This window comes from Streptomyces sp. NPDC102437, assembly GCF_044765565.1.
Classification (GTDB): Bacteria; Actinomycetota; Actinomycetes; order Streptomycetales; family Streptomycetaceae; genus Streptomyces.
The window spans coordinates 65772-78082 of the sequence record NZ_JBIWKI010000025.1 but is presented as its reverse complement, the minus strand read 5'-3'; the positions used below and the strand labels follow the sequence as shown (position 1 = coordinate 78082).

At 70.8% G+C, this 12311-nt stretch carries 11 protein-coding genes and 1 pseudogene; 9 read left to right on the top strand and 3 right to left on the bottom strand.

Annotation, left to right across the window (positions count from 1 at the left end):
- Positions 1 to 3 precede the first annotated feature (3 nt).
- Complete coding sequence (locus ACIRJP_RS28050) at positions 4 to 483, top strand: hypothetical protein (protein WP_404179722.1); 480 nt, start codon at positions 4 to 6, stop codon at positions 481 to 483.
- Positions 484 to 597: 114 nt separating this feature from the next.
- On the opposite strand, the gene ACIRJP_RS28045 is transcribed toward ACIRJP_RS28050, so the two are convergent.
- Together ACIRJP_RS28045 and ACIRJP_RS28040 are read right to left on the bottom strand one after the other, a co-directional pair.
- The gene (locus tag ACIRJP_RS28045) at positions 598 to 1194 is read right to left on the bottom strand and encodes an ankyrin repeat domain-containing protein (protein ID WP_404179719.1); all 597 of its coding nucleotides are present in this window, start codon (positions 1192 to 1194) and stop codon (positions 598 to 600) included.
- 210 nt (positions 1195 to 1404) lie between these two features.
- The gene (locus tag ACIRJP_RS28040) at positions 1405 to 1962 is read right to left on the bottom strand and encodes a heme-binding protein (RefSeq protein ID WP_404179716.1); all 558 of its coding nucleotides are present in this window, start codon (positions 1960 to 1962) and stop codon (positions 1405 to 1407) included.
- A 367-nt stretch (positions 1963 to 2329) separates the two neighbouring features.
- Here ACIRJP_RS28040 and ACIRJP_RS28035 point away from each other — a divergent pair.
- Together ACIRJP_RS28035 and cynS are read left to right on the top strand one after the other, a co-directional pair.
- A pseudogene (locus ACIRJP_RS28035) lies at positions 2330 to 2924 on the top strand (carbonic anhydrase).
- Positions 2925 to 3042: 118 nt separating this feature from the next.
- Entirely contained in the window at positions 3043 to 3513 is a 471-nt protein-coding gene (gene cynS, locus ACIRJP_RS28030) for a cyanase (RefSeq protein ID WP_404179713.1), read from the top strand.
- Positions 3514 to 3619: 106 nt separating this feature from the next.
- Here cynS and ACIRJP_RS28025 read toward each other — a convergent pair whose 3' ends face one another.
- Positions 3620 to 4567: a methionyl-tRNA formyltransferase gene (locus ACIRJP_RS28025; RefSeq protein ID WP_404179710.1), complete on the bottom strand. Its 948-nt coding sequence runs from the start codon at positions 4565 to 4567 to the stop codon at positions 3620 to 3622.
- 257 nt (positions 4568 to 4824) lie between these two features.
- On the opposite strand from ACIRJP_RS28025, the gene ACIRJP_RS28020 reads away from it, so the two are divergent.
- The 6 genes from ACIRJP_RS28020 to ACIRJP_RS27995 all read left to right on the top strand — a co-directional run bounded on the left by ACIRJP_RS28020 (position 4825) and on the right by ACIRJP_RS27995 (position 12292).
- Entirely contained in the window at positions 4825 to 6177 is a 1353-nt protein-coding gene (locus ACIRJP_RS28020; protein ID WP_404179707.1) for a lysine N(6)-hydroxylase/L-ornithine N(5)-oxygenase family protein, read from the top strand.
- A gap of 55 nt (positions 6178 to 6232) precedes the next feature.
- Positions 6233 to 7291 (top strand): FecCD family ABC transporter permease, encoded by a 1059-nt coding sequence (locus ACIRJP_RS28015; protein WP_404179842.1) that lies wholly within the window; start codon positions 6233 to 6235, stop codon positions 7289 to 7291.
- Positions 7288 to 8349, top strand: coding sequence for a FecCD family ABC transporter permease (locus tag ACIRJP_RS28010; RefSeq protein WP_404179704.1), 1062 nt, complete (start codon positions 7288 to 7290; stop codon positions 8347 to 8349). The genes ACIRJP_RS28015 and ACIRJP_RS28010 overlap by 4 nt, the downstream gene beginning before the upstream one ends.
- A 39-nt stretch (positions 8350 to 8388) precedes the next feature.
- Positions 8389 to 9261, top strand: a complete 873-nt coding sequence (locus tag ACIRJP_RS28005) for an ABC transporter ATP-binding protein (RefSeq protein ID WP_404179701.1) — start codon at positions 8389 to 8391, stop codon at positions 9259 to 9261.
- A gap of 147 nt (positions 9262 to 9408) precedes the next feature.
- Positions 9409 to 10458 (top strand): iron-siderophore ABC transporter substrate-binding protein, encoded by a 1050-nt coding sequence (locus ACIRJP_RS28000; RefSeq protein WP_404179699.1) that lies wholly within the window; start codon positions 9409 to 9411, stop codon positions 10456 to 10458.
- Between the two features lie 46 nt (positions 10459 to 10504).
- A complete protein-coding gene (locus tag ACIRJP_RS27995; RefSeq protein ID WP_404179696.1) occupies positions 10505 to 12292 on the top strand; it encodes an ABC transporter ATP-binding protein in 1788 nt (595 codons plus the stop codon).
- Positions 12293 to 12311 lie beyond the last annotated feature (19 nt).

Genomic DNA, 12311 nt, shown 5'->3' with positions numbered 1-12311 from the left:
GCCATGTCCATCCCCCGCCCCGAGAACCGTCTTCACATCGAGGCCGCGGGCAGCGATCCGTACGAGCGCGGCGTCGCCCGGGGCGGATCGTTCGCGCTGTTCGACGGGACCGACGCCGTGCTGCTCGACATGAGCCCCGAGAACGGCACGCTGCTGCGTACGAACCACTTCCTGACGCCGACGCCGGCCACCGGCGAGAAGACCTGGCTCTACCAGCCCGATTCGGGCGAGCGCTACGACTTCGTCCGCGACCGCCTCGCCCGCAGGCAGCCGACCACGGTCGACGAGCTCGCGGACTTCCTCGTCACCGGGGCGGGCGAGCCCCCGGTGACCTGCCTGCCCGACCCGGACCTGCCGCTCGGCCGGCGCTGGGCCAGCCTCGCGACCATCACCCTCGAACCCGCGACGCGCACCGCCAGGATCCTCGACGGGACGCCCGCCGACATCGGCGTACGCGACTGGCGGGTCCTCACCGCCGGCTGATCCCGGCTCGGCGCCGACGGGCGCCGACGACGAAGAGCGGGCCGGCCGGGTCCTCATGACCCGCCCGGCCCGCTCGCGTTGTACGAATGGCGTCGGCGCACCCGCAGCAGCCGCCTACCGTACGGCCAGCAGCAGACCGGCGATCTCGGTGAAGCCGCGCCGCTCGGCGTGTTCGAGGGCTGTGACGCCCTCGCCGTCCGGCAGGTACGCCGTGGCACCGGCGGTGATCAGCAGCTCGACGATCTCCTGGTGCTCGGGCCCGCCGTCGCCGAGGATGACGGCCTCCAGCAGAGCGGTCCAGCCGAGCCGGTTGACGTGGTCGATGTCGATGCCGGTCTCGCGGAGCACGGCCCGGACATAGTCGACGTGGCCGCGCTCGCTAGCGGGGATGAGGGAGGTGCCGCCGAAGCGGTTCGTCACCTTCAGGTCGGGGCCCGCCGGGAGCAGGGCGCGCATCATGGCGACGCTGCCGGTGACGCCGGTGACCAGCCAGGGGCTGTCGAGGCGGTCGTCCTGGGCGTTCGGGTCGGCGCCGGCGGCGACCAGCGCCTCGGCCACGGCCACGTGATCGGCGAGCGCGGCCAGCAGCAGGGGGGTGCGCAGATGCGCGTCGCGGGTCTCCACCGCGGCGCCCGCGGCGAGCGCGGTCCGCACGGCGTCGGCGTCACCAGCCTCGGCGGCGTGCAGCAGATCGCGGTCTAGCTCGTTCATCGTGGTGCTCCTTGAGCTCCAGGGAGTGCGGGTGCGCAGCGCGGACAGGGTCGTCGTCATCGTCGTACGCACCGCGATCCCGATCCCCGCCCTCAGGGCCGCGCGGACGCGGGCGGACGAGAGGGGCGAGCGGCGGTGCACGGTAGGGGTTCCGTGCACCGCCGGGATGAGGGCGGCCGTACCTCTCAGAGGCGTCGGCATGGCCAATGGCTACTTGGCGAGCTCGGCGACGCCGGCCTGGGCGAACTTCTCGTCCAGGTCGCCCGACGGGGCGCCGGCCACGCCGATGCCGGCGATCGGGGCACCCTTGGCCGCGACCGGGGCGCCACCGGCGAGGAAGAGGGTGCCGGGGATGTCCTTCAGGGTCGGGGCGTTGGTCAGGCGCTGGGCGAGCACGGAGGTGGGGGCGTTCCAGGAGACGGCGGTGAACGCCTTCTTCCGCGCGGCCTCGTAGGACTGCGGGCCGGCGCCGTCGCCGCGCAGGGTGACGACGGTGTTGCCGTTGCGGTCGACGACGGCGACGGAGACGCGCTGGTTCTCCTTCTCCGCGGCCTTCAGGGTGGCCTCGGCGGCCTTCGTGGCGGCGGCGATGGTCAGGTGCGTCGTCTGCATCGTGTTCTTGTTCTTCACGTCGGCCTTGGCGACCGCGGCGGCCGGGGCGGCGGCCGGCGCGGCGTTCGCCGAGACCGCGCCGAAGGCACCGGCACCCAGCGCGGCGAGGGCGACGCCGGTGGCCAGGACACGGGTCCGCTTCGAGATCTTGTTCATGGTGACTGTTCCTTTGCGGTCGTCGCTCGGGTCCGGGGCCCGGGCGCTCCCGGGGCGGGGAGACCGGGAGGACCTGTGCCGTCCGGCTCCGAGATCAATCCGGGGGCCGCGGAGGGCCTCGACCCGTCGACCCGGCGGCTCGTCGTCGGCTTCCGCCCGGAGGACCCCGGGGTCAACCGATCGGTTGACCCCGCGCGGCACGCGCGACGGGAGTGCCACGGCAGCGTACGGCGCCCCGCACTCCGCACAAGCCATAGATGTCATCGATCAACGTCATCGACATTGAGTCTTAGACTCTATAGGGGCTGGTCGTGCATGGTGGATTACGTCAGCCCAACGGGGCCGGCAGCGACCGAGAGGAGTGAGCATGTACGACCTCGCCGAAGGTGTCGGGACCTTCCAGCGCGATGTCTTCCCGGCAAAGGCGGAGCTCTTCGCCCACCTGGCCGACACCCACCGGCCGTCGACACTGTTCATCAGCTGCTCGGACGCCCGCGTGGTGCCGGAGCTGATCACCAGCAGCGAGCCGGGCGAGCTCTTCGTCGTCCGCACCGCCGGAAACCTCGTACCCGCCTACACCCCCGCACCGGACGGCATCGCGGCCAGCATCGAGTACGCGGTCGCCGTCCTGGGCGTGCAGGAGATCGTGGTGTGCGGGCATTCGGCCTGTGGCGCGATGACCGCCCTGGCCGCACGCCAGGACCTCTCCGGCGCACCCGCGGTCGCCGACTGGCTGCGCCACGCGGACGCCTCGGTCGCCCGCACCGCCGCCGACGAGCAGGACGTCCGCGCTGGTGCGCGAGAACGTGCTCGCCCGACTGGCCAACCTGGCCACCCACCCCTCGGTGGCCCGCGCAAGGGCCGCGGGCGCGGTCACCCTGCGCGGCTGGGTCTACGACATCCCCACCGGCACCGTCGAGGAACTCGACGTCACGGGCCGGCCCGCCGCCCTCGTGGCCTGACCGCCGGCCCCACAGACCTGATCCCGCCGCCCCACCGGCATCCAGGATCACTCCTCACCCCGTACCCGCCGCTCCCGCCCCCCGTTCGGCGAGCGGCAGCCACGAAAGGAAACACCCCATGGTGCACGCCCAGTTCGACCCCACCGCCCGCCAGTTGCTCGCCGTCGCCGCCGTCGAGGCCAAGCTCCGCAAGGACCTGTCGTGGCAGCAGATCGCGGACGCCGCCGGACTGTCCGTCGCGTTCGTCACCGCCGCCGTCCTCGGCCAGCACGCCCTCCCGGCCGCCTCCGCCGAGGCCGTCGCCGAGCTCCTCGGCCTGGACGAGGACGCGGCCATGCTGCTCCAGACCATCCCGACCCGCGGCTCGATCCCCGGCGGCGTCCCCACCGACCCGACCATCTACCGCTTCTACGAGATGCTCCAGGTCTACGGCACCACCCTCAAGGCCCTGGTCCACGAGCAGTTCGGCGACGGAATCATCTCCGCGATCAACTTCAAGCTCGACGTGAAGAAGGTCGCCGACCCCGAGGGCGGCGAGCGCGCCGTCATCACCCTCGACGGCAAGTACCTCCCGACCAAGCCCTTCTGACAACGCGTCAGCGCCGGAGCGAACCCCGGGCGGCCGACGGAATCTCTTCCGTCGGCCGCCCGGCGTTCTACGGACCGAGCGGTGTCGCCCTCGGGGCGCGTCCCGGTCAGGGGCGGTTGGTCAGGTAGCCGCCCATGGAGGTGAAGTAATCCGTCGCGGGCAGTTCCCGGCCGTCCTCGGTCCGTACGCGGGTGATGGCCAGGCCGTGGTTGCGGCCGGTGCGCGCGTCGGCTCCGGCGACGATCACCACGCCCTCGCCCTCGCGGTAGAAGATGCGTCCCGGCGTGCCGCCGTAACGGCCCCGGGAGACCACCGAGGCGAGGACTTCGAGCCGCTTGCCCCGGTGGAAGGTGAAGGCGCTGGGGTACGGCTCCGACTGGGCGCGGACCAGGCGTTCGAGGTCCTCGGCCGGCCAGTTCCAGTCGATGCGGATGTCATCGGCGGCGCGCTTGTGGAAGAAGCTCGCCCGGGACCGGTCCTGCTTGGTGAACTCCGTCCGCCCGGCGGCGATGAGGCCGAGCGCTCCGATGGTGACCGGGGCGATGAGGTCGACGGTCTTGTGGAAGAGGTCGGTGGCGGTGTCCGTCGGTCCGACCGCGACGGCCTCCTGCCGGACGATGTCACCGGCGTCGAGCTCGTCGTCCATCATGTGCGCGGTGACGCCCACTTCGGACTCGCCGTTCATCAGCGCCCAGATCAGCGGGGAGAAGCCGGCGTACTTCGGCAGCAGCGAGTCGTGGACGTTCAGCGTGCCGTGGCGCGGGAGGCCGAAGATGTGCGGCGGGATCCAGGTGCGCCAGTTGTTGGCGACGATGATGTCCGGACCGGCCTCCTTGAGGCGCTCGAACAGCTCGTCGTCGTCGGGACGGTTGCGGATCAGGACCGGGACGCCGTGCTCCTCGGCGAGGTCGGCCACCGAGTCGCTCCAGATCTTCTCGTACGCGTGCTCGCTCCTGGGGTGCGTCACGACCAGTTCCACACTGTGCTCGGAGTCCAGGAGGGCTTGCAGGGTGCGGTGCCCCCAGGTCTGGTAACCGAACATGACGACCCGCATGGGGCTCCTCCTCAGGGCAGGGATGGACCGGCGGCAAGTAAAGCAAGGCTTACCTTAGTTTGCAACGGGGTGGTCAGGGACTTCAGTTGATGACTCGTCAGGTACGCCTGCGACGCCGGATGCCGACTTGACCTATCGACAGCGCCATGTGATTAGCTTAGGCTCACCTAAGTTTGGTCGGGTGGCCTGTTCGGCATGCCCGCCTCTCGCATCTTTCCTACGCCTGACAGGCGGCTTTCCCGCACGATGGGAGTGACATGTCACAGGTTCTTCCTGGCGACGCACCACTGGTCCACGACCTGATCGGCATCGGCTTCGGCCCCTCCAATGTGGCGATGGCGATCGCGCTGAGTGAACACAACACCCGCGTCGACAGGCAGGAGGCGGTCACCGCTCACTTCTTCGAGCAGCAGCAGAGCTTCGGCTGGCACCGCGGCATGCTGATCGACGACGCCACCATGCAGGTGTCCTTCCTCAAGGACCTGGTGACGCTCCGGAACCCGGCCAGCGAGTACAGCTTCCTCTGCTACCTGCAGAGCAAGGGCCGGCTGATCGACTTCATCAACCACAAGAACCTTTTCCCACTGCGGGTCGAGTTCCACGACTACTTCGAGTGGGCCGCGGCCAAGGTCGACGACATGGTCTCCTACGGGCACGAGGTCGTCTCCGTCACGCCCGTCGTCCAGGACGGCGTCGTGGAGTACCTGGACGTGACCGTCCGTTCGGCACAGGGCCTCTCGGTCCACCGGGGCCGCAACCTCGTCGTCGGAACCGGGCTGCGCCCCCTCCTGCCCCAGGGTGTGGAGCGCGGCGAGCGGGTCTGGCACAACTCCGATCTGCTGCTGAAGGTCGACGGCCTCGAAGCCGCCTCGCCCTCGCGGTTCGTCGTCGTGGGCGCGGGCCAGAGCGCCGCCGAGAACGTCGCCTACCTGCACCGCCGCTTCCCCGAGGCCGAGGTGTGCGCGGTCTTCTCCCGCTACGGCTACAGCCCCGCCGACGACAGCAGCTTCGCCAACCGGATCTTCGACCCCGGCGCCGTCGACGACTACTTCGCCGCGCCCGAGAGCGTCAAGACCCGGCTGATGGCCTACCACGGCAACACCAACTACTCCGTGGTGGACATCGACCTGATCGACGACCTGTACCGGCAGATGTACCAGGAGAAGGTCCTCGGCACCGAACGGCTGCGGTTCCTCAACGTCTCCCGGGTCACCGGGGTCGAGGAGACGCCCGGCGGCGTCCGTACCACCGTGAACTCCCTCGTCACGGGCGAGGAGACGCTCCTGGACGCGGACGTCGTGGTCTTCGCCACCGGTTACAGCCCCGCCGACCCGCTCGGCCTCCTCGGAGAGGTCGCCGGCCACTGCCTGCGCGACGACGCGGGGCGGGTCCGGGTCGAGCGCGACTACCGTGTCTCGACCGGCCCCGAACTGCGCTGCGGAATCTATCTCCAGGGCGGTACGGAGCACACGCACGGCATTACGACGTCCCTGCTGTCGAACACCGCGATACGGGTCGGGGAGATCCTGGACTCGCTCCTGGACCGGAGCGTCAAGTCCGCTTCCGACGAGGCCCGTCCGGTCGCCGACGGCACCGGTACGCACGCGTGAGGTGCGGGGCGGGACGCGCGGCCCCGGCGGATCACGAGGGATGACGGACATCGAGATGCGCACGACCGCAGTTGAGCGCCCCGCACCCGGGGGCACGGACCGGGACCGTCGGCGGCGGGTCGTGGGTCTGGGTGTGCTCGTGGTCGTCCTGGTGGTCGCGGCGGCCCTGTCGTTGGCCGTCGGTGCGCGCGCGCTGAGCCCCGCCGAGGTCTGGCACGGGCTGTTCACGGCGCCCGAGGCCGACCGGCGGCTCACCGAGGTCGGGCTCATCGTTCAGACCGTGCGGGTACCCCGGACGGTGCTCGCGATCGTTGCGGGCCTCGCCCTGGGCGCCGGCGGCGCGCTGATCCAGGGGTACACCCGCAACCCCATAGCGGACACGGGACTGTTGGGAGTGAACGCCGGCGCCTCGTTCGCCGTGGTCTCGGTGGTCGCGGTGTTCGGGCTCGCGAACCCGTTCCAGTACGTCTGGTTCGCCTTCCTCGGGGCGGCGGTCGCCGGTGTCGTGGTCTTCGGCCTCGCCAGCATCGGCCGGGGCGCGGGCAACCCGCTGACGCTCGCCCTGGCCGGACAGGGGCTCACGGTCTTCCTCGCGGCGATGACCACCGCGGTCGCGCTCTCCGACCAGAAGTCGCTGAACGCGCTGCGGTTGTGGAACGCCGGCTCGGTGGCCGGTGTCGGATTCGACGTCATCCGGCCGGTCACCGTGTTCATCGCGGTCGCACTGGTGCTGGCCCTGATCACCCTGCCCGCCCTCAACCTGCTCAACCTGGGCGACGACGTGGCGCGGGGGCTGGGTGTGAACATCGCGCTGAGCCGGACCGTCGGCATCGTCGCCATCACCCTGCTGGCGGGCGCGGCCACGGCGGCGTGCGGCCCGATCGCCTTCCTCGGGCTCATGGTGGCCCATGTGGCCCGGTACCTGACCGGGCCGGACTACCGCTGGCTGGTGCCGTACGCGGGTCTGCTCGGCTCCGTCGTCCTGCTGGTCTGCGACATCGCGGGGCGCCTGGTGGTGCGTCCGGGCGAGTTGGACGCGGGTGTCGTGGTCGCCCTCCTCGGCGCCCCGTTCTTCGCGGTTCTGGTGTGGCGAGGAAAGTTCAGGAGCGCATGAACGGGACGGACATGAACCCATCGGTGGCGCCGGGCATACGGATCGGCCAGGTGTCGTTCGTATGGCGGCCCTGGCTCGTCCTGGTCACCCTGCTGCTGGCGGCGGGCGCCTTCCTGGCGCTCTGCCTCTCCATCGGCGTGGGGGACTTCGCCATCGGGCTGCCCCGGGTGATCGCCACGATCCTCGGCCGGGGCGAACAGGTCGACGAGTTCGTGATCATGGATCTGCGGATGCCGCGCGCCCTGGCCGGTCTCGTCGTGGGATTCGCGCTGGGCATGTCCGGGGCGATCACGCAGTCCGTCGCACGCAATCCGCTGGCCAGCCCGGACATTCTGGGCATCACCGGGGGAGCGGGCGCGGTCGCGGTCTTCCAGGTGACCGTATCGGGCGGGGCGGCCGCGGCGGTCACCGGCTCGGTGGGCCTGCCTGCGGCGGCGCTCGCGGGCGGGCTCGGCACGGGACTGCTGGTCTACTTCCTGGCCTGGCGGCGCGGGATCGACGGCTTCCGGCTCATTCTCATCGGCATCTCGGTGAGCGCCGTGATGGAGGCGATCACCACCTGGCTGCTGGTCTCCGCCGACATCAGGGACGTGGCCAGGGCCCAGTCGTGGCTGGTCGGTTCGCTGGACGGCCGGTCGTGGGACGAGGTCCGGGTGGCGTTCTGGTGCACGCTCGTCCTCGTGGCCGTCGTGGCCGCGGTCGCGTTCCAGTTCAGACCGATGCATCTCGGCGACGAGGTCGCAGCCGGCCTGGGTGTCCGGTACTCGCGAGTGCGGGCGGTCCTGCTGCTGTGCGCGGTCCTGCTGGCCGCACTTGCGGTGAGCGCGGCGGGCCCGGTGCCGTTCGTCGCCCTCGTGGCGCCGCAGGTGGCGATGCGTCTGGCGAGGTTCCCCACGCCGCCGATGGTGGCCTCCGGTCTGGTGGGCGCGGTGCTGCTGATCGGGTCGGACCTGGTCGCGCGCACGGCGCTGCCGATCACCCTCCCGGTCGGTGTGGTCACCGCCGCGATCGGCGGCCCGTTCCTCATCTACCTGCTGGTGCGGGCGAATCTCAGGTAGGCGGAAAGAATGCAGAACAGACCCAGACAAGGGGGGCTCGTGGCCACTCAGTTCACCACCGGGACCGGGACCGAAGCCGAAGCCGAAGCCGAAGCCGGGGCCGTGGCCGGGGAAGTGTCACGGCTGGCAGCCAGGGGCGTCACGGTCGGGTACGGCGGCCGGACGGTCATCGACGACCTCGACGTGACGATCCCCTCGGGGGTGATCACCACGATCATCGGCCCCAACGGCTGCGGCAAGTCCACCCTGTTGCGCACCCTGACCCGGCTGCTGAAGCCGTCCGGGGGGACGGTCGTGCTGGACGGCGAGGACATCGGCAGGCTCCGGACCAGGGACGTGGCCAAGAAGCTCGGTCTGCTGCCGCAGGCGCCGGTCGCCCCGGAGGGGCTGACCGTGGCCGACCTGGTCGCCAGGGGACGCCATCCGCACCAGAGCTGGCTTCGGCAGTGGTCCTCCGACGACGCCGGCGTCGTGGAACGCGCGCTGGCCATGACCGGGGTGTCCGAACTGGCCGACCGTCCGGTCGACTCGCTCTCCGGCGGACAGCGCCAGCGCGTCTGGATCTCGATGACCCTGGCCCAGGGGACCGACCTGCTGCTGCTGGACGAGCCGACCACCTATCTGGACCTGGCGCACGCGATCGACGTGCTCGATCTGGTGGACGACCTGCACGAGTCGGGGTGCACCGTGGTCATGGTGCTGCACGACCTCAATCTGGCGACGCGTTACAGCGACAACCTGATCGTGATGCGGGAGGGTTCCGTCCTGGCGCAGGGTCATCCGCGCGAGGTGATCACCGCCGAGCTGCTGTGCGAGGCGTTCGGGCTGCACGCCACGGTCATCGACGACCCGGTGGGCGACCGGCCGCTCATCGTGCCGATCGGCCGTACACACGTCCGGCTCGACCCGTAGGGCCCGGCGACCGGTGGCGTGCACCCAAGTCATGTCCGGTAAAGGAAAGTTCAAAAGTTAGGCTAGGCTGGCCTAACTTGTGCGAGATAAGGTTTGGCTGCCCTTGCGAAGAGGTGCAGTGGGCCGTGTGAAAGCAAGGGATTCCGGATGCTCCTCCATCGAACGACGCGTGTGAAGCCCTGGCGGCGGGTGGCGGCGATACTGTCCGCCGCGACGCTCGGTGTCGGCCTCCTCGCCGGGTGCGGTTCCGACTCGGCGGACAAGAAGGGCGAGGACGCCCCGGCCGCCGCCTCCGGCGCGTTCCCGGTCACCGTGGAGCACGCATTCGGGTCCACGGAGATCAGCAAGGCCCCGAAGCGTGTCGTCTCCGTGGGCTACACGGACGACCAGGCCGTTCTGGCGTTCGGCATCAAGCCGGTCGGCATGGTCGACCAGTACCCGAACCCGGCGGGCAAGTCCCCCGACATCAACACCCAGTGGCCCTGGGTCAAGGACAAGTGGGGCGACACCCGCCCCGAGGTCATCATGAACAACGGTGACTCGGGCCCCAATTACGAGAAGATCGCCTCGCTTCGGCCGGACCTGATCATCGCGGTCTACTCCGAGATCGACAAGGCCGCCTACGAGAAGCTCTCCAGGATCGCCCCGACCGTGGGCCGCACCAAGGCCGAGAAGGAGCCCTTCAGCGCGCCGTGGCAGGACAACGCGGTGCACATCGCCAAGGCGCTGGGCAAGGAGGCCGAGGGCAAGGAGCTGGTGGACGGCATCCAGGCCAAGCTCGACGCGGCCGCGAAGGCCCACCCGGAGTTCGCCAAGCAGACCGCGGTGGCGCTGTCCTGGTACAAGGACTCCGTCGCGCCGTTCACCTCCACCGACGTACGCGGCCGACTGGTCACGGGCATCGGCTTCGAGTACCGGACCGAGATCGACAAGGTCGCGGACGGCAAGTTCTTCACCGTGCTGTCCCCCGAGCGGGTCGACCTGGTCGACGCCGACCGCATCTTCGTCATCAACGACAAGGCGGACACGGACGCACTGAAGAAGTTCGAGCTGTTCACCAACCTGCCCGCCGTCAAGAACGGCAAGGTCTCGTACCTGCTGGACAGCGAGGGACCGGCAGTCGGCGCAGCCATGTCCCAGGGGACCCTGCTCTCGCTGCCGTACGCGATCGACGAGCTCGTCGAGTCGGTCAAGTAGCCATGCCGGTCCGACCGCCCCGTTCCCGGAGAGATCTGGTCTTCGTGTGAGTGCCACCGACCCCCGCGCCGCTGCCGCGACCCTGCGCACGGCGACCAGCGGCGAGGCCACCGAGTGGGCCGTGGCGCACTGCCGCCGGGCCCCGTGGCTGACCGCCTCCACCCTGCTCACCACGGTGGCCGGGGCGGCGCTCCAGGTGCTCCCCGTGCTCCTGCTGAGCCGGGTGGTCGACGGGGTGACCGAGGGCGGATCGCGCTCGGCGCTCGTCACGGTCGGGGCGGTGATGGTGGCTGCCGCGCTGCTCGGCGCGGTGGCCACAGCCGTGTCGACGTACCTGATCGGGCGGCTGGGGGCGGATCTGCTCGCCCGGCTGCGGGAAGCGGCCGTCCGCGCGGTGCTGGGGATGCCGAGCGCACGCGTCGAACAGGTGGGCCGGGGCGATGTGCTGTCCCGGGTCGGCGACGACGTCGCCGTACTGTCCAAGGGGATCAGGGTGGCCATCCCCACCGTGTTCTCGGCGGGCGTGCTGGTCGTCATCGCCACGGCCGGCATGTTCGGACTGGACTGGCGGCTCGGCCTGGCCGGCGCCGGTGCGCTGCCCGCGTACGCGCTGGCCCTGCGGTGGTACCTGCCCCGCTCCGCCCCGCTCTACCGCAAGCAGCGGGCGGCCCAGGCCGACCGCGCGCAGGCACTGATCAGCGGTCTCGACGGGATCGACACCGTACGGGCGTACCGCCTGGAGGGCGCCGTCCGGGAGAAGGTGACCGAGGAGTCGTGGCGGGTGCGCGACTACGGCGTCGAGGTGTTCCGCTTCTTCGGGCGGTTCGTCGGCCGGGAGAACCGCGCCGAGTTCATCGGGCTGGTCCTCATCATCGTGGTGGGGTACGCCCTGCTGGAGGCCGGTGCCGCCAGCCTGGGCGAGGTGTCGGCGGCCCCGCTGATGTTCCACCGGCTGTTCACCCCGCTGGGCGCCATCATGTTCACCTTCGACGAGGCGCAGAAGTCGGGCGCGAGCCTCACCCGCCTGGTCGGAGTTGTGGGGGAGCCCGCGGAGGACCGGCTGGTGGGTGACGTGTCCGTCGCCCAGGCGGACGCCGGACCCTATCCGGTGACCGTTCAGGGGCTGACCTTCAGCTATCCCGGCGTCGAGGAGCCGGTCCTGCGGGACGTGAACCTGTCCATCCCGGCCGGGAGTTCGCTCGCCCTGGTGGGGGCGACGGGCGCGGGCAAGTCGACGCTGGCCGCGCTGATCGCAGGCACCGGAACCCCGCAGGCCGGTTCGGTACGCATCGGATCCCAGGACCTGGCCGGTCTGGACGAGGCCGGGGCGCGGGCCCTGGTGAGCATCCTGACGCAGGAGACGCACGTGTTCTCGGGTCCCCTCGCCGAGGACCTGCGGCTGGCCGAGCCCGGGGCGAGCGACGAACGGCTGCTGCACGCGTTGCGCACGGTCGGTGCCGACGGGTGGGTGGAGCTGCTGCCGGAGGGGCTGAACACCATGGTCGGCGAGGGCGGCGAGCGCCTGGACGTCACCAAGGTCGCCCAGATCGCCCTGGCCCGGCTGGTGTTGGCCCGTGCCCCGGTGGTGGTGCTCGACGAGTCGACCGCGGAGGCGGGCAGCGAGGGCGCGGCGGAGCTGGAGCGGGCCGTACTGGCCGCGTGCTCGGGCCGGACCACGCTGTTCGTGGCACACCGGCTGACCCAGGCGATGGCGGCGGACCGGATCGCCGTGCTGTCCGAGGGGCGCGTGGTGGAGGAGGGAACGCACGGGGAGCTGGTGGCTCTGGGCGGCCAGTACGCCCGCCTGTGGCGGGCCTGGCGAGAGGGTAGTTAGGTAACCCTGACTTAGGTTA